General features: G+C 51.7%; 22 protein-coding genes and 1 riboswitch. Of the genes, 15 read left to right on the top strand and 7 right to left on the bottom strand.

The features are described from left to right. Window positions 1-899: 899 nt before the first annotated feature. Entirely contained in the window at window positions 900-2,525 is a 1,626-nt protein-coding gene (locus tag ACLBWT_RS07430) for an extracellular solute-binding protein (RefSeq protein ID WP_447662406.1), read from the top strand. Window positions 2,526-2,698: 173 nt separating this feature from the next. Here the strand turns inward: ACLBWT_RS07430 and ACLBWT_RS07435 are convergent, their stop codons facing one another. Further along, window positions 2,699-3,592, bottom strand: coding sequence for an AraC family transcriptional regulator (locus ACLBWT_RS07435; RefSeq protein ID WP_447662407.1), 894 nt, complete (start codon window positions 3,590-3,592; stop codon window positions 2,699-2,701). Window positions 3,593-3,713: 121 nt separating this feature from the next. On the opposite strand from ACLBWT_RS07435, the gene ACLBWT_RS07440 reads away from it, so the two are divergent. The 9 genes from ACLBWT_RS07440 (at window position 3,714) to ACLBWT_RS07480 (ending at window position 13,994) form a co-directional block, all read left to right on the top strand. Then, window positions 3,714-5,096, top strand: a complete 1,383-nt coding sequence (locus tag ACLBWT_RS07440; RefSeq protein WP_447662409.1) for an MATE family efflux transporter — start codon at window positions 3,714-3,716, stop codon at window positions 5,094-5,096. Window positions 5,097-5,179: 83 nt separating this feature from the next. Next, complete coding sequence (locus tag ACLBWT_RS07445) at window positions 5,180-5,809, top strand: sugar O-acetyltransferase (protein WP_447662410.1); 630 nt, start codon at window positions 5,180-5,182, stop codon at window positions 5,807-5,809. Window positions 5,810-6,355: 546 nt separating this feature from the next. Beyond that, a complete protein-coding gene (locus tag ACLBWT_RS07450) occupies window positions 6,356-6,952 on the top strand; it encodes a TetR/AcrR family transcriptional regulator (protein ID WP_447662412.1) in 597 nt (198 codons plus the stop codon). A gap of 39 nt (window positions 6,953-6,991) precedes the next feature. Beyond that, window positions 6,992-7,492: a hypothetical protein gene (locus ACLBWT_RS07455; protein ID WP_447662414.1), complete on the top strand. Its 501-nt coding sequence runs from the start codon at window positions 6,992-6,994 to the stop codon at window positions 7,490-7,492. 445 nt (window positions 7,493-7,937) lie between these two features. After that, window positions 7,938-9,884 carry a PhoX family protein gene (locus ACLBWT_RS07460; RefSeq protein ID WP_447662415.1) on the top strand — a complete coding sequence of 649 codons (1,947 nt, stop codon included), beginning with the start codon at window positions 7,938-7,940 and terminating at the stop codon, window positions 9,882-9,884. 526 nt (window positions 9,885-10,410) lie between these two features. Continuing rightward, window positions 10,411-10,593, top strand: a riboswitch (Lysine riboswitch). 104 nt (window positions 10,594-10,697) lie between these two features. After that, window positions 10,698-11,522 (top strand): transporter substrate-binding domain-containing protein, encoded by an 825-nt coding sequence (locus ACLBWT_RS07465; protein ID WP_447662738.1) that lies wholly within the window; start codon window positions 10,698-10,700, stop codon window positions 11,520-11,522. A 66-nt stretch (window positions 11,523-11,588) separates the two neighbouring features. After that, the gene (locus ACLBWT_RS07470; protein ID WP_447662417.1) at window positions 11,589-12,308 is read left to right on the top strand and encodes an amino acid ABC transporter permease; all 720 of its coding nucleotides are present in this window, start codon (window positions 11,589-11,591) and stop codon (window positions 12,306-12,308) included. A 20-nt stretch (window positions 12,309-12,328) separates the two neighbouring features. Further along, a complete protein-coding gene (locus ACLBWT_RS07475) occupies window positions 12,329-13,078 on the top strand; it encodes an amino acid ABC transporter ATP-binding protein (RefSeq protein ID WP_447662419.1) in 750 nt (249 codons plus the stop codon). Between the two features lie 331 nt (window positions 13,079-13,409). Continuing rightward, window positions 13,410-13,994: a YdeI/OmpD-associated family protein gene (locus ACLBWT_RS07480; RefSeq protein ID WP_447662421.1), complete on the top strand. Its 585-nt coding sequence runs from the start codon at window positions 13,410-13,412 to the stop codon at window positions 13,992-13,994. A 308-nt stretch (window positions 13,995-14,302) separates the two neighbouring features. Here the strand turns inward: ACLBWT_RS07480 and ACLBWT_RS07485 are convergent, their stop codons facing one another. The 5 genes from ACLBWT_RS07485 to ACLBWT_RS07505 form a co-directional block, all read right to left on the bottom strand. Next, window positions 14,303-14,605: a putative quinol monooxygenase gene (locus ACLBWT_RS07485; protein ID WP_447662422.1), complete on the bottom strand. Its 303-nt coding sequence runs from the start codon at window positions 14,603-14,605 to the stop codon at window positions 14,303-14,305. Then, window positions 14,602-15,624: a helix-turn-helix transcriptional regulator gene (locus tag ACLBWT_RS07490; RefSeq protein ID WP_447662423.1), complete on the bottom strand. Its 1,023-nt coding sequence runs from the start codon at window positions 15,622-15,624 to the stop codon at window positions 14,602-14,604. Before ACLBWT_RS07490 ends, ACLBWT_RS07485 begins: the two co-directional genes overlap by 4 nt. Before the next feature lie 43 nt (window positions 15,625-15,667). After that, window positions 15,668-16,159, bottom strand: coding sequence for a DinB family protein (locus ACLBWT_RS07495; protein WP_447662424.1), 492 nt, complete (start codon window positions 16,157-16,159; stop codon window positions 15,668-15,670). A gap of 292 nt (window positions 16,160-16,451) precedes the next feature. Continuing rightward, window positions 16,452-16,745, bottom strand: coding sequence for a hypothetical protein (locus ACLBWT_RS07500; protein WP_447662425.1), 294 nt, complete (start codon window positions 16,743-16,745; stop codon window positions 16,452-16,454). Between the two features lie 107 nt (window positions 16,746-16,852). Next, entirely contained in the window at window positions 16,853-17,689 is an 837-nt protein-coding gene (locus ACLBWT_RS07505) for an AraC family transcriptional regulator (protein ID WP_447662426.1), read from the bottom strand. A 133-nt stretch (window positions 17,690-17,822) separates the two neighbouring features. Between ACLBWT_RS07505 and ACLBWT_RS07510 the strand changes: the two genes are divergently transcribed. From ACLBWT_RS07510 to ACLBWT_RS07525, 4 genes are all read left to right on the top strand, one after another. Further along, window positions 17,823-19,925: a beta-galactosidase gene (locus tag ACLBWT_RS07510; protein WP_447662427.1), complete on the top strand. Its 2,103-nt coding sequence runs from the start codon at window positions 17,823-17,825 to the stop codon at window positions 19,923-19,925. Window positions 19,926-19,989: 64 nt separating this feature from the next. Further along, window positions 19,990-20,928, top strand: coding sequence for a DNA-3-methyladenine glycosylase family protein (locus ACLBWT_RS07515; RefSeq protein ID WP_447662429.1), 939 nt, complete (start codon window positions 19,990-19,992; stop codon window positions 20,926-20,928). A 326-nt stretch (window positions 20,929-21,254) separates the two neighbouring features. Further along, entirely contained in the window at window positions 21,255-22,898 is a 1,644-nt protein-coding gene (locus tag ACLBWT_RS07520; RefSeq protein WP_447662430.1) for a hydroxysqualene dehydroxylase, read from the top strand. A 24-nt stretch (window positions 22,899-22,922) separates the two neighbouring features. Further along, entirely contained in the window at window positions 22,923-24,194 is a 1,272-nt protein-coding gene (locus ACLBWT_RS07525; RefSeq protein ID WP_447662431.1) for an ATP-binding protein, read from the top strand. On the opposite strand, the gene ACLBWT_RS07530 is transcribed toward ACLBWT_RS07525, so the two are convergent. Continuing rightward, window positions 24,158-24,640 carry a hypothetical protein gene (locus tag ACLBWT_RS07530; RefSeq protein WP_447662433.1) on the bottom strand — a complete coding sequence of 161 codons (483 nt, stop codon included), beginning with the start codon at window positions 24,638-24,640 and terminating at the stop codon, window positions 24,158-24,160. The two genes, ACLBWT_RS07525 and ACLBWT_RS07530, sit on opposite strands and share 37 nt — an antisense overlap. Window positions 24,641-24,712: 72 nt before the next feature. On the opposite strand from ACLBWT_RS07530, the gene ACLBWT_RS07535 reads away from it, so the two are divergent. After that, window positions 24,713-25,228, top strand: a complete 516-nt coding sequence (locus tag ACLBWT_RS07535) for a DUF6886 family protein (RefSeq protein ID WP_447662435.1) — start codon at window positions 24,713-24,715, stop codon at window positions 25,226-25,228. Window positions 25,229-25,324 lie beyond the last annotated feature (96 nt).

The raw sequence follows: 25,324 nt of genomic DNA on the forward strand, positions 1-25,324 counted from the left end.
TTCCGCTGGGATGCTCCGAAGCACGCTCAGGGATTCTGCTGGGATGCTCCGAAGCACGCTCAGGGATTCTGCTGGGATGCTCCGAAGCACGCTCAGGGATTCCGCAGGCGGATAGCTCTTCCAATCGCTGTTGAACCCGGATTTCTTCGATCCACTAAGCCATTCGGCTGTGGAAATCCGGCTTCAAAGGCGACCGCTGACGCTTTTCCAGAGCTATTCCGCCCGCTCCATCCCCTCGCGGATGGATTACCCCTCCGATTGCGCGAACTCGCTCCGCTCTCACGCTTGGGGAAGGGAAGGGCAACTCGCTCCGCCCTTCCGCTGAGAAGAGAAGGGAAGAGACGAGCGAACTCGCGCCGCTCGTCCGCGCTAAGGGAACAGGGGAAGAGCGAACTCGCGCCGCTCGTCCGCGCTAAGGGAGCAGGGGAAGAGCGAACTCGCGCCGCTCGTCCACGCTAAGGGAACAGGGGAAGAGCGAACTCGCTCCGCTCCCGAGTTAGGATCAGGAGGCGCGAACTCGCTCTGCTTCCGCGCCTTTAGGAAGAAACGGGCGCAGCCGACAGTCATGGGGCGGCTGAAAAGCAAGTTGGAAAGCGCTTACGACGTGGGGGTGCTCATGGAGAAGCGTCAGCGGTCGCTTCTGCAAGCCGAATGGCTCCTTTCTGCGAGTCCGGCAAGCAGACGCGATGATAAGAGAGACATGAAGGAACGAGAGCAAAAAACGAGAGCAAAGAACGAGGGCAAAGAACGAATGCAAAGAACGAGAGCAAAGAACGAGAGCAAAGAACGAGAGCAAGGAACGAGGGCAAGGAACGAGAGCAAGGAACGAGAGCAAGGAACGTGAAAGAAAACGGATCGGGGTTGCCATTTTGCATAACCTAACTAGGAGGAAGTCTATCATGAACAAAAAGAAAACAGTCGGCCTGGCGATGACCACGGTGCTGCTGGCAGGAGTGCTGACAGCCTGCAGCGGAAACGGAAACAACGGAAACAGCGGAAACAACGGCAGCGCCGAAAACACCGGAGCTGCTGCAGCCAATGGCGGCGCTGCGGCGAACAACGGTGCAGCCCCGTCAGCTGATCCGGCGAAGATCGACACGTCCAAGAAGGTGGAGCTCGTCTGGTACGTGCTCGGCGACAGCCACAAGGACAGCCCGCGGGTACAGGAAGAAATCAACAAAATGCTGGAGAAGGACATCAACGCTACGATCAAGCTGAACTTCACGACCTGGAACGACTGGCAGACGAAATACAACCTGCTGCTGACGTCCGGCGAGAAGGTGGACATGGTGTTCGCCTCCACCTGGGCCGATTACTACAAGTTCGCGGATCAAGGCGCGTTCAAGGATCTGACGGACCTGATCCCGACGTATATGCCGGAAACGTGGAAAACCGTGCCGAAGCAGGACTGGACGGAAGCGACGGTTCAAGGAAAGATCTTTGCCGTACCGAGCACATATCCGGAGTATACGCCTGACGGGCTCGTCTATCGCGAGGACTGGCGCAAGGAGCTGAACGTGCCGGAGATCAAGGATCTCGATTCGATCGAAGCGTACCTGGAAGCCGTCAAAACGCAGAAGAAGGTCACGCCGATCAACGGCAAAGCCTGGAACGAAGTATTCACGCTTTTCAAAGCCTATGAAGGCTACGAGCAGATCGGCGGAGACAGCGGCGTCATCGTCGCCAAATCCTATGATACGCCGCGCGATATTATCAACTATGCCGAGACGCCGGAGTTCGAGCAGTTCGTCAAGCGCATGAAGACATGGTCGGAAAAAGGCTTCTGGACCTCGGATACGCTGTCCTCGCAGAAGGAAGCCGGCGATGCCCTCAAGGCAGGCACGGGCGGAGCTTACTGGCGCAACGCTCCCGGCGCCGGCGGATTCATCGTCGATGCCGAGAAGGCGAACAAAGGCGCGGCCGAGTACGGGTACTTCCCGTTCACGCGCTTCCATAACTACGCGATGCCGACGCTGTCGGTCAACAACGCGATGGCGATTCCAAAAAGCTCGAAAAATCCGGAGCGCTCGCTGATGGCGCTGGAAAAAATCCGGACGGACGAGAAGTATTTCGACCTGCTCACCTACGGCATCAAGGACTTGGACTACAATCTCAGCGAAGACGGCAAGCTGGTCATTACGCCTCCAAAGGGCAAGGAAAACGACAAAACCTTCAAGAACTACGGCATTACAAGCTGGGGCTGGCGTGTGGAAAGCCTGATCAAAGAAGAGCAAGCCGGGGGATGGAAGCAATTCCCGACGCTGCTCGAGGAATTCAAGGCCGAAAGCAAGCCGAATATCTTCTCTCCGATCATCATGGACTACAAGCCGGTGAAATCGCAGCAGGCCGCGGTCAACCAGGTCATTCAGCAGTACGGCATGCCGCTCATGATGGGTCTGGTGCCGAATGTGGACAAAGCGCTGGAAACGTACCGCAAGCAGCTGAAGGCGGCCGGTGTCGATCAAGTGATGGATTACGTGAAGGAACAAGCCAACAAGTACTATGACGAGAAGGGCATTCAGTAAGGAGTTTCTGCAATTGCAATCGATATAAAGTTATTGCCTGCCGTCCCTTGGAGATGAACTCCTTGGGACCTTTTTTCTGTTCGATGTCGCGGCAGATTGTAACTCCAGATTTATCTGCAAGCTTCGGTACTCAGGATGGACGTATGGGACGTGCAGGCGGCCTAGGTTCGAACTCAATCTCTTGTCGATTGCAACCTTTGCTTACGGTATTCCTGCGGAACTATTCCCTTCTCCTTACGAAAAACAAATGAAAAATAACTTGCACTTTGAAAACCGCAGGATATAGCTATCTCACTTATCGTTCTATCTGTCTCTTGCAACATTTCACAGCTTTTTTGGAGGCGATATCGGGTCAGATAGGAGTTAGGTGTTTGACCTAGGCGCTTACCGAACAACTCACAACACCGACTCCTGCATACTGAACCCGCCGATGCAATTTCATCAAGCGTTATCTTGTTCTCATGATTCTTATGAATAAAGCTAATCATACTCCAGACAGTTGCCCATGACTGATCGATAGCATGATGTCCAGAATTCTGATTGATATGGTCTCCCAAACATGCACATAAAGATACAGCTTGTGACAGTAAACGTAGTGGATTGCTTGCATGATTGTGCATCTCATCGTAGATCTGATTCACCGAGAGCAGGACTTCCTGATGCCATGAAATTTGCTCTGTAAGTAAAATATAGTCTTCAGTATTTGAACCGAATTTTTCTTCCCAATATTGTTTTCCAACCCATGAATCCTTACCAACCAGTGAAGGATGTATGGCAACCACAATGTAGGTACAGTCGGTCATATTAGCAGAATAGCCGTAATGTAACCTTTCGCTGTTAACGAAAATCCCACTCCCCTTATCGATATGCACAGTTACTCCGTTTACAAAATAGTCCATCGAACCTTCAAGCACTAATATAAGCTCTAAATCGGGATGCCAATGACATGGGGCAGCATATTTATCAAATTGGTGCAGTGTGCCTTTACGCACATAGAGCTGAAAATTCGACAAATTGTAGTTTAAACGTTCTGATAAATCAGAAAATAAAACTAGCTTTGTACGCACTCTATCATACCTCACAATAAATACAATTTTGTTAGTATTATAGACGATTTTGGATGGATTTCTCAATAATTATATACTATTTTTATATCAATACTATTTTCAGAAAGAAGGGGGGAGGGAAGTGCGACGCCGTATTCTTATGGTAACTCCTCTCGGTAATTTGAATCGTGATTTGACCAGGTTGGTAATACCCATTGCATTACAGAACCTCATCACAGCAACAGTCATTACGGTAGACGTAGTGATGTTAGGTGTAATTAGTCAGTCTGCAATGTCCGCTGTATCTTTGGCAGGTCAAATTACCTTTGTATTGACCCTATTCTATATGGGACTGTCAACAGGGGCAGGAATTCTTACTGCCCAGTATTGGGGGAAGAGAGATGTAAAGACGATACAAAGCGTCCTTAGTATCGCTTGTATATTTTCGATTTGCATATCTATTTTCTTTTTTGGATTATCACTGATTTTTCCAGATATGCTGATGCGCTTTTTTACGGATGACGAAGAGTTAATTCGATACGGCTCGGGTTTTCTGCAAGTGATCTCATTTTCTTATCTCGCTATGGGAGCTTCACAGATGTACCTGAGTGTCATAAGAAGCATGGAGAATGCACGGTTGAGTGCATGGATTAGCTCTTTGTGTCTGATTCTAAACATCCTGTTCAATGTACTTTGTATATTTGTATTTTTCCCTGACATGCCTGAAAAGGCGATAAAGGCTGTAGCTACAGCAACTGTTTGCGCACGATTCATTGAACTTGGTTGTTGTATTGTGCATTCTATTACACGGGGGAATATTAAATTTCAATGGCCTAAGCGTGATGGTATTCAATTGAAATTGCTTAAGGATTTTTTGAAATACACTGTGCCTGTTCAGGGTAATTATATCGTTTGGGGCTGCGCTTTGACGGCATCGGCGGCGATTATAGGACATGTAAGCGCTGATATGGTTGCAGCTAATTCTGTCGCAACAGTAGTGAAAAATTTAGCCATCGTATTATTCGGAGGTATTGCGAGCGGTGGATCTGTGCTTATCGGTAAATATCTGGGCAACGGTGAACTGGATATGGCCAAAAGAGCCGGCAACAAGATAACCTTCTATGCTCTCCTATTTGGAGTTTTAGCAGGGTTCACCATTTTTCTGATAAAACCGCTGGTCTTTAGTATGGTGAGCTTAAATGATACTGCTCAAGGCTATCTTAACAGTATGCTTTATATCTGCGCTTTCTACTGTATTGCTAAATCGATAAACTCCACAACCATCGGAGGTATTTTCACTGCAGGAGGAGACGCCAAATTTGGTTTTTGGTGCGACACTGTCGCGATGTGGGGAATAATATTGCCATTAAGTTATTTGTGTGCTTTCTTGTGGCACGTTCATCCCATTGTTCTATACGCAGTAATCTGTTTAGATGAATGGATTAAGCTTCCAGCCTCAATCATTCGTTTTCGCCAGTATAAGTGGATAAAGAATATTACGAGAGATTTTGATGAAGCAAGGTAAGAACGAAGAGTTCTGTAGTTTCAATTACTTGATAATCGCTATAGGACCATGTTTAGAAAAGCAAATATAAAGGAGTATGGCATATGAACATTAAAGAAAGAATGGCAAGCATCCAATTGTTTACCGACCATGACTCTAATTACCCGGAGCAAGCGGCTGAGCTAGCCCGTGCACGCCAGAGAGGTAAGGCTCTGTGCTTTGAAATTAATCGTTTGCATCCCGATGACACAGAAGGACGCTTGAAACTGATGAAAGAACTGTTTGGAAGCATTGGAGAGAATGTATGGATGGAGCCCCCAATCCGGATGGCATATGGTTCTAACACCACGGTAGGCAGCAACGTGTACATTAACTTCAATTTAACCGTTGTAGATGATTATAAGGTTACGATTGGAAATAATGTTATGTTTGGTCCTAACGTAACCATTGCAGTAACCAATCATCCCATACATCCCGACGTGCGCAGGGAAGGTGGAATGTTTGCCCTGCCAGTGGTTATTGAGGATGATGTTTGGATCGGCAGCGGTGCAATTATTGTCCCAGGAGTCACCATTGGAAAGGGCAGTGTCATTGGGGCTGGAAGTGTAGTTGTTAAGGATATCCCTGAAAACGTAGTTGCTGTTGGAAACCCATGTAGGGTTCTCCGTGAAATTACAGAAAACGACAGAGTTTATTATTACAAAAACATGCGTGTGGATCAGGTTCAATGGTAAATTTACTTTTAATGAAAGAATATAGTGGAGTGATTCCATGGAGCAACCAGTGGTTAACGGTCGCTCCATCTTTGTTTTAGCTGAAAGCCGAATAATTTCGAGTATGCGGAGGCAGTGGTACTGCCAGCAGCAATGGTTTGGACCTCCCTTTTTTGTAAGAAAAATCGGTTCTCCTATAACCTGTGGATGCTCCTAACAGGGATTCCAAATCAAAAAGGGCCGGGCTTCTCTTCGATGCCCGGCCCTCTATTATTGTGCCTACTTAGTAGCGAGATCCGAAAACCACACCTTGTGGGGCAATCGCATCGATTTGGGCAAAGTCAAAGTCATCCTGTGTCAACTCAACGTCTAGAATGGGGCATGGACAAGCCCTCGGGCAATTCCACCGAAATTCCGAGTGTGCTCTTTTTAGCTTTTTAAGTGATACGCTGAACCGTACCATAAGTGACGGCAAGTTTTTGCTGAAATAGTGAAGATGGCGCAAACCATTTTTGATTGACTAGTTAGTCAATAATGCTATATAGTACATTCGAGGTGGTCATACCAATGTCGGCGAAAAGAAATGAACGGAATGATAAAAATAAGGAGGAGCGCAGGAATCAAATTTTGGAGGCAGCATTGGAAGTGTTCGCGCGGCGAGGCTTCGTCGGAACGAAAGCGAGCGACATTTCCAAGCGTGCTGGCCTCAGCCATGGGCTGACTTACCATTACTTTGAATCGAAGGACGAAATATTTACTGAGTTAGTCGAGGATGCTCTAAAGTCCGCGGCGATGGTCATCGACTATGCGATCATGCAGCCTGGCAATTCAGTTGCTAAGTTAAATTGGTTGACTGAAACAATTCTTACGCATACGGGGCAGAGTTCCTCCTATAATTTTTTACTTATGATGCAGGCTTTCACGATGGAATCCATTCCGCCCAAGGCCAAGGAGTTAGTGGAGCGGTATGAAGGGTTACCGAGGATAAAGATGGCGGAATTGGTTCGAAAAGGTCAAGAGGAAGGCTTCTTCATGGAAGGGGATCCCCAGCAATTAGCCTATCTCTATCTTTCCACAATACAGGGCTTGAATTTCAGTTGGTTTGCAGCGGGACAATCTTATCCCATAAACCCAGATCAAGTTAATAAGCTGCTATTAAAATAGAACGACACCCAACGTGTAGTGGGAAAGGAATGCATCATTATGAGATCATGGATGAAACACGAGGATCCGAATAATAAATACGGAGCCACGTTTACCCTCGGCGACAGGGAAATCGAACTTCCTTCAGGTGCGGTGATTTCCGTAACCAGAGGTGAGCAGTTCAATATTCCAAGGTTAATTATCAACGGGATTGTAAATCAATTTATTATGAAAGCCATGCCGAAGAATGAAGATTTACTTTATGCCGAACTTAGCGGTCAGATGCAAGGGGGAATTGGCCAAACTTTAACCGTTTGGAAAGACGGAAAGCGGATGAATCGCTTTAGGACAAGCGGTTCGCACAACTTTGCACGGAAATTCTTTAGTTGGGTCTTTTATAGCGGGAAGGTACAGTCTTACTTTTTGACATGGCCGCACCAGGGGGCTCTTCCATCCTCAGAGGAGATAACGGATTTCGTTAAGATACATGGTCGGCATTTTGACGGCGGGATATTAATCAAGAAAGCAAATCATTCGATCCAATTAAAAAAAGATGCGTAATAACGGGAAAACTGACTATAAAGGCGTTGCATCAACAAACAGTTTAACTTGCCGATACAAACAGCTCGGTGAACCGTATCATAAGTAAATGAGGTTTTTTGATAGTTTGGTTTACCACTTTTTTTATAATCAACCTAAATGAATACTGCAATTCAATAAATGAGCAGGCTCATAATGGCCTGCTCATTTACTGCTTTTATGATTTAGAAACTAAATTTAAAGGTTGCTTAACCAGAAATGCCAATACCTCCGGAAGCAGCAAAGGACGTTTCAATATGATGTATCATGCATTTCAATACAATTTTCTACTAATGGAATACTATGATCCTCTCTTGATGACCGCCGCAAAAGGCTTACAAGAAATTAATATTATATTGATATTGAATTAATATTGAGCTGGTTTAATTGAATTGTATAAGATAAATCTACTAGGAGGAATATCTAGATGATTAATAAGAAAGTTGTGAAAACAGGAGCTACTCTAGCTCTTGCTTTAGCTATTACAGTTCCAGCAATATCACCGACAGCAGCGGCAGCTAAGGATAATAGTAAAATAGAATTTGTTAAATTCAACGGAATGAAAGCACCATCTACTATTGATGAAATGGTAAAAACGTATACAACTGCAACAGTTGATGTGAAATATAGCAATGGAAAAGTAAAAACATTTCCGTTGTCTTATAACTACCTTTTTAAATCGGAAGATAAGGTAGCAACAGTTAAAGGGGAAAAAATCCCTGCAGGTACACCGATTGATGTGAACGGAAATCCAATCGTTGATCCAAGTAGTACAGATGGAAAATACTTTGTTTCAGATGCTCCGGATTCAAATAGTTTATTAATGCCAATTGACGGCAAACTTTATATGGTTACACATTATGAATATCAAACAGTTGATGCTGCTGGTCAATCAGCTTACGGTTTAGTTCCAGCATCTATGTCTTTAACTGAGATGGATCAGGACAAAAAAACAGGTGAACTTAAACCTGCCAATGTTAAAAAAATTGATTTTTCAGCAGTAAATGGACTTTGGATTCCATGTAATGGATCTTTATCACCTTGGAATACACACTTAGGTTCAGAAGAATATGAGCCAGATGCTCGCCAATTTGCAGATCCTACATCAAAAACAAGAAGTCAAGTTGAAACATTTGCTCAATTCTATTTTGGAGATAAAGCAAAGGCTAATCCTTATTTCTATGGCTACACCCCTGAAATTACTGTAGATAAAAAGGGTAAAGTATCAGTTGAAAAACATTACAGCACAGGACGTTTCTCACATGAGTTGGCTAAAGTAATGCCTGATAACAAAACGGTATTTTACGGTGATGATGGCGGTAATACAGGAATGTTTATGTATGTAGCCGATAAAGCAAAAGATTTATCAGCGGGTACACTATACGCAGCGAAATTTAAACAAACAGGAACTGAGAATGGTGGTTCAGGAGACTTACAATGGATTAATTTAGGACATGCAACGGATAAAGAAGTGAAAAATATTATTGACAGCGGCATTACATTCAATGATATTTTTGAAGCTTCTGATGTACCTAAAGAAGGTTTTACAGCGATAAAACAATATTCATATGGTAAAACAGAATATCTAAAACTTAAACCTGGTAAAGAAAAAGCAGCGGCCTTCCTTGAAACACGCCGATACGCAGCAATGCTTGGTGCGACTACTGAATTTAACAAAATGGAAGGTGTAGCGTTAAACGAAAAGGATAAAAAAGTATATATTGCTATTTCCGATCAAAGTAAGAGCATGGAAAAAGATTCAACAGGAAAAGATCCAGCAGACCATATCCAATTACCAAAAATTAAAGCTGGTGTAACTTATCAATTAGATTTGCAAGGTGGTCAAAAGGATAGCGGAGGAAAAGTTATTGATAGCTCTTATGTAGCACCATCAATGCATGGATTGGTAGTAGGGGAGGATCTTCCTAAAGCTGATGCATATGGAAACACTGCAAATGTAGACAAAGTAGCGAATCCAGATAACTTAAGTTATTCAGAAGCAATGAGAACCCTCTTTATTGGTGAAGATAGCGGTGCTCACACAAATAACTTTGTTTGGGCATATAATGTTGATACGAAAGACTTGCAACGTATTTTATCTGTCCCAGCCGGAGCGGAAGCAACAGGATTATTTGCTGCAGATGACCGCAATGGTTTCTCATACATTTTCAGTAATTTCCAACATCCTGGTGATGAAGTAGATAGTAAGTCAATTACAGCTGTTAACAAAGATGAATTAGTTAAAGCTGTTGACGAACAAATTGGTATTAATAAAACAGGTGGTATTGGTTATATCTCTGGTATACCTTCTTTAACAAAATATAATAATGGTAAATATCAAAAAGACTTAGAAATAGATAATGAAGGAAAATAAGTTTAGGGAAAAGCTAAGTGAACGAGCACAAATTTAAGTATCAGCAACTGATGTAGCAGGGAATATATGTACTTCCAGTAAACCGTACCATAATAGGTGCGGTTTTTTCTTTCATAGCTTTTAAAATCAAAGCCTTCTTTATGTCGAATTATTATCAGAATTCTGAGGAGTTTAAAAGTTGCACTCTAATGGACAGCGGTACGAGAATTAGGAAAATGAATATTGACCGTGTTCTAAATAATAAATCTTAAAAACAAACCTCATTTAGATATATCACGGTGAACCGTACGATAAGCGATGATAAAATTAGAAAACGATTCCAATAAGCCCAAGGCAACCACGACGCTAGTTGTACGAGAGGCATCAAAAATATACATGCTAGATAATGTACAGGATATTTTAGAAATGAAAGAAACATTCAAGCCGTTAGAAATGGTATATTTTCACCAATTAACCCGTGTATATACATTGACAATCCTCCGCTTCATATAGCATAGTTACTATAACTGAATATTGCCTCATGTTATGGTGAGGTAGAGGTGCGGCGTTTAACAGTTTGTAGCGGAGCTGGAGAAGGCGATGAGGCTATGAAGAAGGAAATGCCGCCGAAGTGGGTAATACGCTCCGTATTGCTTGCTGGGTCTGCAGTTAAGAGCTGCAGGACTGTCTCAATGAACCTCCCCGTTCATTGAGTTGAGCTATCTTCCCAGGGAAGCAGAGGCATGTAAGGTACTAGGCATAGTGCGGCCCGAGCTGATCTCAGGCCGCTTTTTGTTTTGAAAAAAGAGATATCGGGAGGATAAAAAAATGAAGATGAAAACAAAGGTTTTTTCGGTCTTGCTGCTTTCAACGATGCTTATGATAGCGGGCTGCGGTTCAAATGGAGATTCCGGATCCACGGCTGAAGATACGTTCAAGGTTGGATTGGAAGCGGGTTACGCACCGTTCAACTGGACTCAAAAAGATGATTCCAATGGCGGCGTAAGCATCGCCGGAACTTCTGAATTCGCAGGCGGCTACGATGTGGAAATAGCGAAGAAGATCGCAGACGGCTTGGGCAAGAAGCTTGAGATTGTGAAGACGGAGTGGGATGGACTTGTTCCAGCCTTGACTTCGGGCAAAATCGACGCGATCATTGCCGGGATGTCCCCTACCGCAGAGCGCAAGGAAACGATTGATTTCTCCGAAAACTACTACAAATCCAACTTGGTGATGGTCGTGAAAAAAGGCGGGAAATATGAAGGCGCCACTTCCATCCAGGATTTTAACGGAGCGAAAGTGACGGCTCAATTAAACACCTTCCACTATTCGGTCATTGACCAAATTTCGGGCGTATCCAAGCAGACGGCGATGGACAACTTCCCGGTGATGAGAGTTGCGCTTGAGTCCGGAATGATCGACGGTTATGTCTCGGAGCGCCCGGAGGCGGTGAGCGCTTCTGCAGCCAACGGCAACCTCGTCATGGTCGAATTCAAGGATGGCTTCCAAACCTCCGAGGATGACACGGCGATTGCGGTCGGCCTCAAGAAGGGCAGCGGATATACGGCGAAAATCAACGATATTCTAAAAGGAATTTCGGAAGAGCAGCGCACAAGCATCATGGATGCAGCGATAAAAAATCAGCCTGCGTCTAAATAGTGCCAACGGAGAACCGGCTGTATGCCATACAGTCGGTTTTGTAATGAATGAATGGGAGGCATCGGCATGAGTTTGGAATGGATCTTGAAAATTGTCGAAGAAAACTGGCAGATGTTCCTGCGCGGGGCAGGGATGACTCTCTTGATCTCATTGGTGGGAACCGTCATCGGCGCCGTCATCGGCTTATTGGCAGGCGTGATAAGAACGATACCGACGCCTGGGCGTGTCGCCCAGCGAGTTTTGCTCAAGAGCGCGAACTTTCTTCTGACGGTATATATTGAAGTGTTCCGCGGCACGCCTATGATCGTGCAGGCTGTAGTCATTTATTACGGTTCGGCACTGGCTTTCGACTTCAACATGAATGTGCTCACCGCAGCATTTATTGTCGTATCCGTCAATACGGGAGCTTATATGGCGGAAATAGTTCGGGGCGGAATCCTGTCTGTCGATAAAGGACAGTTCGAAGCGGCTCATGCGATCGGCATGAATCACATGCAGATGATGGCCAACATTATTTTACCGCAGGTCATCCGCAATATTTTGCCGGCAACAGGCAACCAATTCGTGATCAATATCAAAGATACCTCTGTACTTAACGTGATTTCCGTCTCGGAGCTGTATTTCCTGACGAAGTCGGTTGCGGGCAACAACTTCCGGTATTTTGAATCCTTCTTTGTCGCATGCGTGATTTACTTTGTCATGACCTTTACCGTCACGAGAATTTTGCGCTATTTCGAAAAAAGGCTGGATGGTTCCAAAAGCTACGAGATGGAACCCGCCCGATAAGCAAGAGGAGACAGAAACCTATGGAAAAAGTCATTGAAATCCAACATCTCAATAAAAGCTACGGCATGAATGAAGTGCTGAAAAATATCGGATTTTCCGTCCATCAGGGCGAAGTGGTCACGATTATCGGCTCCTCGGGCTCGGGGAAGTCGACGCTGCTCCGCTGCATCAACCTTCTGGAGATTCCCAGCGGCGGGGAAATCCATTATCGGGGCCGGAATATTCTGGATGGCAGCCACCATATTCCCTCCTATCGTAAAAAGCTGGGGATGGTGTTCCAGCAATTCAATCTGTTTGAGAATCATGATGTGCTGAGCAATTGCATGGTCGGCCAGATCAAAGTGTTGAAGCGCTCCAAGGCTGAAGCGGAACAAACGGCTCGGAAATATTTGAAGGTAGTAGGCATGGAAGCTTATATCAACGCCAGGCCCCAGCAATTGTCGGGCGGCCAGAAGCAGCGCGTGGCGATTGCCAGAGCGTTGTCCATGGAGCCCGATGTCCTGTTGTTCGATGAGCCTACATCTGCCCTCGATCCCGAGATGGTAGGCGAGGTGCTCAAGGTGATGAAGGAGCTGGCCCATTCCGGCCTGACGATGCTCATCGTCACGCATGAAATGGATTTTGCAAGGGAAGTGTCGGATCGGGTGGTGTTCATGGATAAAGGCGTCATCGCCGAAGAAGGGACACCGGAGCAAATGTTTAGCCGGCCTAAGCAAGAACGCACGAGGGAATTCCTGAAGAGGACATTCGTCGAGCATGATCGGGCCTGAGCTCAATGATTTAATGAGCTCTTGAAGGTCGGTCGCGTGAATGCCTTCTCCGGTCTTTGCGCTAGCTGGCGACCATGAACGGAATGCGGGGATTTGTGTACTTAAAATGGTTTTTTTGGGGCTTTCCCGTAAGCAGGGGGAAAGTCCTTTCTGCTAGTTGGCCAGCGGAAGCGGCCGCGCTTCAGGTGTGATAGGATGAAACGAGCAGCTAAGGTAAACCGGAAAAGCCAACCATGATAACGAGCAGTTGGAACCGAAAACTACAGGGCAATTGTACATAGACTCATTTCGTGTCCATCCAACCTAATATGAAATCGGAGTGTTCTCAATCATGACAACGAATCCAAAAGTAGATGGATTTATTCGGAAATCTAAAAAGTGGAAGGCAGAATATGAGAAGCTGAGAACGATCGTTCTTGACTGCGAGCTGACCGAAGACTTCAAGTGGATGCATCCTTGTTATACGTTCGAGAATAAAAACATCGTGATTATCCATGGATTTAAAGATTACTGCGCGCTTCTGTTCCACAAAGGCGTCTTATTGAAGGATGCCCATGGCATTCTCATCAAACAAACGGAAAATGTACAGGCGGCGCGCCAGATTCGGTTCACCAATCTCCAAGAAATCGTTGATAAGGAAACGATCTTGAAAGCCTATATCAATGAAGCCATTGAAGTTGAAAAAGCCGGTTTGGAAGTGGAATTTAAAAAGAATACCGAATACGTCATTACAGAAGAATTTCAAACGAAACTCGATGAGATGCCTGCCTTGAAGGCTGCTTTTGAAGCCTTGACACCTGGAAGGCAGAGGGCCTACCTTCTTTATTTTGCTGCCCCCAAGCAATCCAAAACTCGAGCGTCGAGGGTGGAGAAATATACGCAGGCCATTCTCGAAGGCAAGGGATTGAATGATTAGGGCATGTTTGCAGGGCTGAGCGGACGCAATCAGGCTTTAACCATTACCAAGCCCCGATTCTGTTGGCAGATAGGGAAACGAAGCTCAAACGAGGCTAAATAAAACAACACAACGAGGCTGCCGCAGATTATAAGGCTGCCTCGTTTTTTTCAATTCCAGAGTGCTCATTTCATGGATGGAAGGAGCAAATAATCATGGGCATTATATTGGCAATTGGATTCATATGCATCCTAAGTTATCTTAGAGCCATCCATATCTCTCTTCAGAAAGGTTTGAAAAAGATGGATGAAACGAATCGATCTTAATGCTTACAATCCGACGCCGCCGACCGGACGGACGCGGATCGGCTCAATCTCGGCGATGAGCGGCCTCGCTTGGCCGATGACGGCAAGCACCTGCTCGTTGCGCAGGGAAGCGGCATGAGCATCCTCGTCCCGCCACAGCTCGGTAATCCAGATCGTGTCTTCGTCATCGACCGCTTCGTGGATGATGTAGAGCTCGCAGCCTTCCATCCGATCGAGGCTTTTGGAGGCATCCAGCAGAAGGCCGAGCAGCTCGGCACGCTTTCCTGGATGGGCTTTCATTTTACCGAACATCGCATATTTGCTCATGATCTCAATCCGCCTTTCGATGATATCGAGTGACGTTTCAGCATTTCGGCATAATGGGCCGCGGCTTCCGAGCTCACCTGCACCATCCGCTCGATGAGGCTGGCTGGCTCGATAATCGTCAGGGAGCGGCCGTAAGGAAGGAGGAAGTAAGGAACGAAGGTTCGGAGGGAATCCGCGCCGAGCCGCAGATGCAGCCTTTCCGGAAGCCGCTCTGCGACGGAGTGTCCGAACAGCCAGTGGCGGCACAGCTCCCCGAGCGCAAGCGGCGCTCCTTCCAGGACGACGTCGACGAGCTGCTCCTGCTCCAGCGCTCCAGGCATCAGGCTGTTCAGCAGATGCTCCTTGGCGGAGAAGCCCTCCGGCTTCTCGAACCGGAGGCTGCTGCTCTCGACGCTTCGGATGCGGTCGGCACGGAAGCTTCGCAGCTCTCCGCGAAGCCTGCAGAATCCAACCGTATACCACGCCCCCTTCCAATGGACGATTCCGTACGGATCGAATTCCCGGCGTCTTGAAGCGGTGCTTGAACCGGATTTTCCGTGACCCTTGTCGTAATCCATGATGACCGTCTCGCCTGAGGCGGCGGCCTTCTCCAGCTCCCGGAGAGCTTCTTGCTCTCGCGGGCCGATCGGGGAATGGACGACCTCCAGCCTCTCCGCGTGTCTGTCCAGGCGGCTCCGCTGTTCTTCCGTGGAGTATCGCATGAGCTTGTCCAGCGCATGAGCGAGGTCGCCGCTGTAAGGATAGCCTGCTTCCCGGGCGAATACGGAGGCTTGGACGAGCGCGCGCTGCTCATTCGGATCGAAGAATAGAGGCGACTCGCTGAACGACTCCAGAATCCGGTAGCCGCCGCTCGGACCGGAATCGGCCAGGATCGGAACGCCGCTGGCGCAAAGGGAATCGATGCAGCGGTAGATCGTGCGCACATGCACCTCCAGCGACTCCGCCAGCTGTCCGGCGGTCATCTTGTGGCCGGACCGCAGCAGCCAGAGAATCGAGAGCATATTGTCCGCTTTGGCCATTGTCCTCATTCCCTTCTCGAATATCCGTCACGTCATCTGTCATTCAGGGCAGGGGAGCCATTCCCTTCTCCACCCAGGTTTCATAACTCGGGCCGTATACATCCGGAACGCGCAGGCCCGCCTGCCGCATCAGCACCGTCATCTGCCCCCGGTGATGGGCCTGGTGCATGATGGTGAAGCGGAGCGAAGCTCCGTTCGCCCAGAGCTCGCCGCCGATCTCCTGCTTTTGAAGCAAAGCCTCATCGCTCCATCCGGAGCGGACGGCATCTGCAATATCGCGGCTGACGCGCCTGTATTCCGATGCAATCCCGTCTGCGGAACCGCTCTGTCCGGCATCTGCTGCCGTGAAGTCCAATCCCATGGAAGCCATATAACCGATCGACTCCGCCAGATGCCAGGCAATAGCTCCGAGCGTGCGGCGGTTTGCCGCCACCGGCTGGGCGAGCGATTCATCGGTCAGGGCGTCCAGTACGCCTGCGGTCAGCTCCGCTTCCGCTCTCCATTCTTTTTCAAAATCCTCGATTGATGCAAACATCAAGCATCCCTCCACTGGGGCGGCCATGCCGCCGATTCCGTTACAGAACAAGCATAACGTACAATCCCTGACAGATGCGGTCAGTGATTGGAAGGTTTACTTTACAATTTTCCCGTTGACGTATGTACGCCCTGCCATCGAAGCCTCAAGCACCCACGTGTCGAGAGCTGTTCTGCTGATGTAGATCTTTCCAAAGCATGATCTCTTCCATCCTATCCGAAGAAAATATCCATGTCACGGAATAAATGGGCATGAATGGATGAATGGATGGCTGGATCGGAATTTCTTCACGTCAAATCCGGGTCCAGATCGGGCAGCTTTTCGCTCTCTTCGACCAAAGGGAGCAATGGTAGCGGACCAGGCGCGGCTGAAGCGGACTGAGGCTGGAATTCACGCCTTTCTTCAGCACATAGGGGACGAAGCCGCTGCCGACAAAAATGAGGGCTTTCGCCAAATGCCCCTCCTCCATCAGCCAGGCGGTGGCGGATCCCGCGGCGAAGTCGAGCCATACCATCTGATGGAAAGCATGCTTCGGCAGGATGAAGATGAACTGGCTCTTGCGGACGAACGGAATGGGGACGGTCATAGCCTGGCCTCCTTGCAAAGGAAAAATGGTATGGACCATCCTATTCGCTAGGTGAATTGTCCCATTCCAGGTGAAGGCCGGTCCCGATCAGCTTCGCCATGAAGTTCTCATGCCCGCCCGCTTCGGAATCGGTCCGGCGTATCGCCGGTCAGGCGGCGAAAGGTCGCGATGAAGTGGCTGACGTCGCGGAAGCCGGTCTGGCCGGCAATGACGCGCAGCGGCTCGCCCGGACGGCTGAGCAGCAGCTCGCGGGCTCGGCGGATGCGCAGCCGTACGAGGTAGGCGTATGGAGACAGGCCGAACAAGGCTCGGAACAGCGTGTTGAGCCGGCGGCCGGAGAGGCCTGCGGCTGCGGCCAGATCCCCGAGCCCGATCGCCGGCTGATGAAGATTGGCCTCCAGCCAGGACAGCAGCGGCTCGAGCTGGCGCAGCCGCTGCGACACGCCGGCGGCTTCGTCGGTGCTGGAGTACGTGCGCAGCGCCAGCAGGAAGCGGTACGCTTGCTGGGACGATTCCAGCCCGAGCGGATCGGCTCGGCCTTCGAGCACCTCCAAGCTGTTCAGCAGCAGGCTGTCCAGGGGAGATCCGGGCTCCCAGCGGTAGAGCGCCGGACTGGACAGCCTCAGCGACGCCAAGAGGCCCGGCAGCTCGGGTCCGGCAAAGGTCAGATAAGCCGTCTGCCAGACGCCGCCGCTCCTGCGGTAGCTATGGGCCACTCGCGGCGGCAGGAGCAGTCCGCTGCCGGGCGGCAGCGTCTCCGCATGGCCGTGCCAGGAGACACGCCCTTCGCCGGCGAGCGTCTGCAGCCAGTGGTAGACCGGGTAGCCGTCTCCGCGATGGAACGGCTCCTGGTCCGGGTTGAAGCCGATGCTTTCCAACTGGACCGGCAGAGGCCTGTCCTGCAGCTGGACGGGAACGACCCGGCGATGTCCGGCGATGTTCATCGTTATGCGCCTCCTGAGCTCATCTTAGTTCCATATTCTTATATAGGCCAGACATAAGATTGGATTTTAAGGAGATCGTTCCTTTTTTAAAATGAAGATATCCTTATATTACACCTGGAAGAGGTGCCTGATAATGATAAATTCGAAGCTGCCCAAGATTTGGTATGGAGGCGATTACAATCCCGAGCAGTGGGACGGGGACACCTGGACGGAGGACCACCGGATGTTCAAGCTGGCGGGCATCGACGTCGCCACGATCAACGTGTTCTCCTGGGCTCTCGATCAGCCGGACGAAAATACGTACGACTTCGCCTGGCTCGACGAGCAGTTCGAGCTGCTCCACGGGCAGGGCATCGGCATCTGTCTGGCGACCGGCACGGGAGCCCATCCGGCGTGGATGGCGAAGCGCCATCCCGAGGTGCTGCGGGTGGATTGGGAAGGCCGCAAGCGCCGCTTCGGCGGGCGCCACAATTCCTGCCCGAACAGTCCGGTCTACCGCCGCTATTCCACGGCGCTGGCAGGCAAGCTGGCGGAGCGCTACGGACGGCACCCTGCTCTGCTCATCTGGCATATCAGCAACGAGTACGGCGGCTATTGCTATTGCGACAACTGCGCGGCGGCATTCCGCGGCTGGCTGAGACAGCGGTACGGCTCGCTGCAGGAGCTGAACCGCGTCTGGAATACCCGGTTCTGGGGCCATACCTTCTACGACTGGGAGGAGATCGTGCCGCCTAACGCGCTCAGCGAGGAATGGGGAGGCAGCCGCACCAACTTCCAGGGCATCTCGCTGGACTATCGCCGCTTCCAGTCGGACAGCCTGCTGGACTGCTTCAAGCTGGAGCGCGATGCCGTCAAGGCGTCGACGCCCGATATCCAGGTGACGACGAACCTGATGGGCTTCTATCCGGAGCTGGATTACTTCAAATGGGGCAAGGAGATGGACATCGTCTCCTGGGACAACTACCCGTCCATCGATACGCCGCCGAGCTTCACGGCGATGGCGCATGATCTCATGCGGGGACTGCGCGGCGGCCAGCCGTTCATGCTGATGGAGCAGACGCCGAGCCAGCAGAACTGGCAGGCGTACAACTCGCTGAAGCGTCCCGGCGTCATGCGGCTGTGGAGCTGGCAGGCGGTGGCCAGAGGAGCGGACACGGTCATGTTCTTCCAGCTTCGGCGCTCCGTCGGAGCGTGCGAGAAATACCACGGCGCCGTCATCGAGCATTCCGGCCATGAGCATACGCGGGTATTCCGCGAGGTCGCGGAGCTCGGGCGCGAGCTGCGGCAGCTCGGCGATACGCTGCTGGACGCAAGGGCGGATTCCAAGGTCGGCATCGTCTTCGACTGGGAGAACCGCTGGGCGACGGAGCTGAGCAGCGGTCCGACGGTGGCGCTGAACTATGCGCAGGAAGTCCACAAGTATTACGATGCGCTGTACAGCCAGCATATCCAGGCGGACATCATCGGAGTCGAGGAGGACTTCTCCCGCTACGATCTCGTCATCGCTCCCGTGATGTACATGGTGAAGCCAGGCTTCGCGGACAAGGCGGAAGCCTTCGCCGCAGCCGGAGGAGCGTTCGTCACGACGTTTTTCAGCGGCATCGTCGATCAGAACGACCTCGTCAGAACCGGCGGTTATCCAGGCGAGCTGCGCAAGCTGCTCGGCATCTGGTCCGAGGAGATCGATGCGCTTCTGCCCGAGCAGCGCAACCGGATCGTCATGGCGGCAACCGGAGAGCTTGCGGGCGGGTCGGACGCTCAAGGCGGCAGCGGACGGAGCGGCGGCCCGCGCGCCGGCGCCGGAATGCGTTCCGAGTATGAGTGCGGCCTGCTCTGCGATCTGATCCATAGCGAAGGAGCGGAGGTAAGGGCTGTCTACGGCGACGACTTCTACCGCGGCATGCCGGCTCTGACCGTGAACAAGTTCGGCGAGGGAGAAGCCTGGTATGTCGCCTCCAGCCCGGAGCCGGCTTTCCTCCGTGACTTCCTCGGAAGCCTGTGCAGCGGACGCGGCATCCAAGCGCTTGTGGAAGAGGCGTCTGCAGAGCTGGAAGCCGCCGTCCGCATCAAAGACGGAAAACGATACCTGTTCCTGCTCAACCATGGGGCGGATGAGGGATGGGCGGAGCTTACGGCAGGCGGGGGCGTCGATCTGCTGACCGGAGCGACCGTCGGCGGCCGTGTCTCCGTGCCGGGAAAAGGCGTGCGGATCGTACAATCCGGCCGGATTTCATAAGCACTTATGCTAAAATAGCCCTTAGAGGGCGGGAAGCCCCCGCCATACGAGGGAGGATCTGCCGATGAACGGAATTACGCCTCATGCGGGCGCCGGGCCCATTGTCGTACCTGTGCCCGAACATTTCAATTACCCTGCCGCCCTGGCTTATTTGAGCCGCTCCAGCGATGAAGCTCTCTATGCCGTTGAGGGGGATTCGCTGGTCAAGCTGTTCGCGCGAGGCGGAGAAGAGATTCTGGTCCAGGTGGATTACGAGGAGGAGAGCGGCGTCTTGCCGGCCGCCGGCCGTCTCGTCGCCTCCTTCCCGATGGGAGACAGTCCTTCCGCGGACATGAGGGAGCTTATCGGGACCTACATGATGGAATGGTTCGATCTGGACCGGGACCTGGAGCCGTTCTATGTCCTCACGGAGAGCAGCGATCTGCTGCGCGAGGCCGGCCGGACGTTCCGCGGACTGCGGATGATCGGCATCCCGGATCTGTTCGAGGCGGTCTGCTGGGCGATCATCGGGCAGCAGATCAATCTGGCGTTCGCTTACACGCTCAAAAAAAGGTTCACCGAGACGTTCGGCCGTTCCGTGAGATGGAACGGGCGCGAATATTGGGCTTTCCCGGAGCCGGCTGCGGTCGCTTCGCTGGAGCCGGCCGACATTATGGCGCTGCAGATGACCGGCCGCAAGTCCGAATATCTGATCGGGGCCGCCCGTCTGGTCGCGGACGGTTCGCTGGACAAGCAGTCGCTGCTCGAGGCGGGCTGGGAAGGCGCGGAAAGCAAGCTGGTCTCTATTCGCGGCATCGGCTTGTGGACAGCCCATTATGTCATGATGCGCTGCCTGCGCATGCCGGAGGCGCTGCCGGCCGCCGATGTCGGTCTGCTGAACGCGATCAAGGCAGCCGGCGGCATGGAACGCAGGCCGACGGCGGATGAAGCCAGGGAGCTTGCACGGCCATGGAAGGGCTGGGAGGCCTATGCGACTTTTTATCTATGGAGAACCTTATATTGATAGATGGGAAGCAAGCAGGCTCGACCAGGACGATCGGACCCGAACCGCTATAATTAGAAGGCGTCTCCGCCAGGGGACGCCTGTTTTTTTTAATCTCTTTTGGAGCCTCATCCGCCGCTGGAAGCGCTTGCCGGCAGGAGAGCGGATGCCTGTTCGTGCCCAAAGGATGGGATGGATGCCTATCGCAGAAATTTATTTCATTAATTGATAAAATTCGACAGTAATAGACATTAGTTCGATGGTACTATGTGGGAAAGAGTTTATGTGTATATCGGCCTATTGGTGTTGGCGCACAAATAATGGATGCTAGAGAAGGAGATGGCGATTTGAATAAGGTCATGCCGAAAATTGTCATTTTGGGCGGGGGCGTAGCAGGAATGAGCGCTGCCCATGAGCTCGCGGAGAGAGGCTTCAACGTTTCCGTCTACGAGGCAAGGTCCATACCGGGAGGCAAAGCCCGAAGCATGGATGTGAAGGGAAGCGGCACCGAGGGGAGAAAGGATCTTCCCGGAGAGCATGGCTTCCGCTTCTTCCCTAAGTTCTACAAGCATCTTCCCGACACGATGAAGCGAATTCCCTTCCCGGGAAACAAACGCGGCGTCTTCGATAATCTGGTGGAGGGCACTCGGCTCGGCGTCGCATTCGACGATCGGCCGATGCAGCCGTTCGTGACGGAGTTCCCGGCGAACTCCTCCGACTGGAAAGTACTGCTGGAATCCATTTTCGGCAACGATCTGGGCCTGACCCGGGCGGAAGCCGAGCACTATGCCGGCAAGCTCTACCAGCTCGCCTCCAGCAGCGACCTCCGCCGATACCTGGAATACCAGCGTGTCTCCTGGTGGGATTTCATCGAAGCGGACAAGCAATCCCAGCAGTTCCAGCGCATTCTCGCAGGGCTGTCCCGCATTCTTGTCGCTGCCAAGGCCAAGGAGGCGAACGCCTGCACGATCGGAACGGTGGGAGCGACCTTGATGATGGACATGATCACTCCGGGAGGCAGCGCCGACCGGCTGCTGAACGCTCCGACCAACGAAGCCTGGCTGAAGCCGTGGCAGGACTATCTGCTCTCGCTCGGTGTCGAGTTCCATCGGAATGCCCGGGTCAAATCGATTGCCTGCCAGGACGGCGCCGTGGCCGGCGTCGCCGTCGTCGTCGACGGCGAGGAGCGGACGGTTGTGGCGGATGCCTACATATCTGCATTGCCCGTAGAGGTCATGGCGGGACTCGTCACGCCGGAGCTTGCCAAGGCCGATCCTCTCCTCGGCAAGCTCAGGACGCTCAGCGAATCCGTCGAATGGATGAACGGCATCCAGTTCTATCTCAACGAGGACGTCGAGCTGATTCACGGGCATATCATCTGCATGGACAGCCCTTGGGCGCTGACGCTCGTCTCGCAGAAGCAGTTCTGGCCCGGCACCGATCTGTCCCAATACGGCAACGGGCGGGTACGGGGAGTCATTTCGGTCGATATCTCGGATTGGCAGGAGAAAGGCATCCTTTACGACCGTCCCGCCATGCAATGCTCGGCCGAGGAGATCAAGAACGAGGTGTGGGCCCAGCTCAAGAAAAGCTTCAACCATGAAGCGGAGCTGCTGCGCGACGATCAGCTGGAGCATTGGTTCCTCGACGAGGACATCCAGTTTCCCAATCCGAATTCAGTGACCAACATGGAGCCGCTGCTCGTCAACAGGGTGCATACATGGGATTTGAGGCCCAATGCCTATACGGCCGTGCCGAATCTGTTCCTTGCTTCCGATTACGTGCGCACCAATACGGATCTCGCCACGATGGAGGGCGCGAACGAGGCAGCCCGCAGAGCCGTCAACGCCATCATCGATCATTATGATCTCAAGGCCGACAAATGCAAGATATGGGATATGTACCAATACGATTGGCTGATCTTGAACCGGAGCAGGGACAAATCCCGGTGGGAAAACGGGCTGCCCTGGAACGGCAGAATCGTCGGCTAGAGTGGATAGGAAGGATTTCCTGCCGTGATTGAAAATATAATTGCACGCGAATTCCAAGGGCTGATGTATTATCTGACCGCATGCCTGCTCTTCTTGATCATTACTCCCAGAGTGTCGTTCATACGCCATGGCCGCAAAATCCTGTTCGTTCTCATCCTGATCGTCCAGAGCTACTTCTATCTGGCCTACGAAGAGATCGATCCCTTGGTCTACGCGCTCCATCTGACGCCGGTGTGCGTCGCCATGGTCGCCTTGTTCGAGGGGTGGATTCCAGGGACGGCAACGGCGGCGGCATTCGTATTGGGCAATGTCTTCATTGCGGGCAACGACTGGCTTCCGCCCACCATAGCATGCGCCGTCGTGACTGTGCTGGGCATCATCTTCCATTACCGGATCAAGCTGCCGGAGTCGATCAGGCTCATGATCATGCTGCATATTCTCTTGACCCTTGTTCATATCGGAATCAATTACGGCTTTATGGCCGAACAGGGATTCGAATTCAACCTGACGGAAGTGCTGTTGATTACAGCGGGCTCCATCCTCTCCGCCCCGCTTGTATCCTACACCTACTATTTGGTGAAGCACCAGGAGAGGCTGACCGAGGAGCTGTTCAACGCGGAGAAATACCATCTCATCGGGCAGCTGACCGCCTCCATCTCGCATGAGGTGCGCAACCCGCTGACGACGGCCAGAGGCTTCCTCCAGCTTATGGGCAAGCCGGGACTGGACCAGCAGGCGATGGACCGATACCGCAACCATGCCCTTGAAGGCATCGACGGAGCCAATGCCATCATTACCGATTATCTCAATTATTCCAAGCCCTCCGTCGACGAGCCGAAGCCGCTCGATATCCGGCAGGAGCTCAGCAGCGTCGAGCAGTGGGTCAAGCCTCTATGCGTCATGTCGGGCATCGAGTTCGTGACGAGCCATTCGACGGAAGAGCCGCTCATCATTGTCGGGGACTCCAAGAAATTCCAGCAATGCCTGCTGAATATCATGAAGAACGGAATCGAGTCGATGCCGGAAGGCGGCGTTCTTGCCATCAGCACGAGGCAGGAGAACGACAAGGCTCTGATCTTCATCCGGGATACGGGAGTGGGGATGAACGAACAGCAGCTGAAGCGCATCGGGATGCCGTTCTATACGACCAAGGACAAGGGAACCGGACTCGGACTCATGGTCGTGACCAACCTGATCAAGGCGATGGGCGGCCGGACGTATTATCGCAGCAAGCCGAATCAGGGGACGATCTGCGAGGTTCATTTGCCGCTGGCGCCGGATCCGCCGGCCTCTTGATCGTCGAGCCGGCGGAGCGTCAATGTCCAGGCGGCGTCATCCGGCCCGACATGGTTGCCCGATTGCCGGAGAAGCCTGTTCAGCGGAGCGGACAGATCAAGCAGCGTCAGCAGGTCGCTGCGTTGGAGCGCGATCAGCTGATAAGCGGTTCGCGCTCCTTTGCCGTTCGGACCGTGCAGGGCGCCCGGAAGGGGAGTTCCGTTGACCGCAAGCGCGGGAAGAATGGAACTGCCGCCTGTTATGGCTATGTCGGCCAGATAGATTCCGCCCGCTTTGATCCGGATTGCGCCGGTTGAGCTCAGCGATAAGGCTGGATGCCGGGCCGGGCAGCTTTTGCTGAACGCCAGCCCAGGCTGCGGCGCATCGGCCGAGCATCGCCTGCAGCCGGTGAAACGAATCATGCCGTCGTTCCCGCCGGATCGGCCGGCGGAGGATGCGCAAGTCATGGGATGCCTTCTTCCGCTTTGTATTCTGTCTTCCCAGCTATCTTATGCAGGAGCCGAGAGGAGAACGACGCCTTGGAATCTCTTCTTTACCACTTCAGCGAAGAGTCCGCGATCAGCCGCTTTGTCCCTCGGCCAAGGCCCGGACGCGACGATCTGCCTGCCGCGGTATGGGCTGTCGACGAAGAGCATAGAGTAAATTATTTCTTTCCGCGGGAATGTCCGCGGATCATCTACAATCGCCAGCCCGGGCTTGATGGGCGGGAGGAGCGGCTGCTCTTCGGCATGTCCGGCGCCTCACGGATTATTCTGGTCGAGAGCCGATGGCTGGAGCGGATTCGGGCCGCGGCTTTGTACCGGTATGATATGCCTGCCGATACATTCCGGATGGAGGACGAAAGCGCGGGCTACTATGTTTCGGATGAGACGGTTGTCCCCCGATCGGTCGATCGCATGCCTGATCTTCTAGGAGAAATCGCGCGCTCCGGCGCGGAGCTGCGCGTAACGCCAAGCCTCTTTCCCGCCAGGGACGCGATCATGCAATCGTCGCTGCGCCAGTTTTCCATCATTCGGTTCCGCAACGCGAGATGAGACTCTTCAGCCGTTTGGCTGAAGGGTCTTTTTTCCTATTTTCAAGGACTAGAAGGTATAAATAATTTGAAAATAGTTGACATAAGTTTAAGGTAT

It is taken from the genome of Paenibacillus sp. D51F, assembly GCF_053345695.1.

Bases quoted from the DNA above. Each gene is read 5' to 3' on its own strand.
- ACLBWT_RS07445 (WP_447662410.1), top strand. From the start codon at position 5,180: ATGAACATTAAAGAAAGAATGGCAAGCATCCAATTGTTTACCGACCAT.
- ACLBWT_RS07455 (WP_447662414.1), top strand. From the start codon at position 6,992: ATGAGATCATGGATGAAACACGAGGATCCGAATAATAAATACGGAGCC.
- ACLBWT_RS07460 (WP_447662415.1), top strand. From the start codon at position 7,938: ATGATTAATAAGAAAGTTGTGAAAACAGGAGCTACTCTAGCTCTTGCT.
- ACLBWT_RS07495 (WP_447662424.1), bottom strand. From the start codon at position 16,159: ATGTTTGCATCAATCGAGGATTTTGAAAAAGAATGGAGAGCGGAAGCG.
- ACLBWT_RS07515 (WP_447662429.1), top strand. From the start codon at position 19,990: ATGAACGGAATTACGCCTCATGCGGGCGCCGGGCCCATTGTCGTACCT.
- ACLBWT_RS07475 (WP_447662419.1), top strand. From the start codon at position 12,329: ATGGAAAAAGTCATTGAAATCCAACATCTCAATAAAAGCTACGGCATG.
- ACLBWT_RS07500 (WP_447662425.1), bottom strand. From the start codon at position 16,745: ATGACCGTCCCCATTCCGTTCGTCCGCAAGAGCCAGTTCATCTTCATC.
- ACLBWT_RS07530 (WP_447662433.1), bottom strand. From the start codon at position 24,640: ATGACTTGCGCATCCTCCGCCGGCCGATCCGGCGGGAACGACGGCATG.
- ACLBWT_RS07430 (WP_447662406.1), top strand. From the start codon at position 900: ATGAACAAAAAGAAAACAGTCGGCCTGGCGATGACCACGGTGCTGCTG.
- ACLBWT_RS07505 (WP_447662426.1), bottom strand. From the start codon at position 17,689: ATGAACATCGCCGGACATCGCCGGGTCGTTCCCGTCCAGCTGCAGGAC.
- ACLBWT_RS07510 (WP_447662427.1), top strand. From the start codon at position 17,823: ATGATAAATTCGAAGCTGCCCAAGATTTGGTATGGAGGCGATTACAAT.
- ACLBWT_RS07470 (WP_447662417.1), top strand. From the start codon at position 11,589: ATGAGTTTGGAATGGATCTTGAAAATTGTCGAAGAAAACTGGCAGATG.
- ACLBWT_RS07480 (WP_447662421.1), top strand. From the start codon at position 13,410: ATGACAACGAATCCAAAAGTAGATGGATTTATTCGGAAATCTAAAAAG.
- ACLBWT_RS07450 (WP_447662412.1), top strand. From the start codon at position 6,356: ATGTCGGCGAAAAGAAATGAACGGAATGATAAAAATAAGGAGGAGCGC.
- ACLBWT_RS07485 (WP_447662422.1), bottom strand. From the start codon at position 14,605: ATGAGCAAATATGCGATGTTCGGTAAAATGAAAGCCCATCCAGGAAAG.
- ACLBWT_RS07490 (WP_447662423.1), bottom strand. From the start codon at position 15,624: ATGGCCAAAGCGGACAATATGCTCTCGATTCTCTGGCTGCTGCGGTCC.
- ACLBWT_RS07465 (WP_447662738.1), top strand. From the start codon at position 10,698: ATGAAAACAAAGGTTTTTTCGGTCTTGCTGCTTTCAACGATGCTTATG.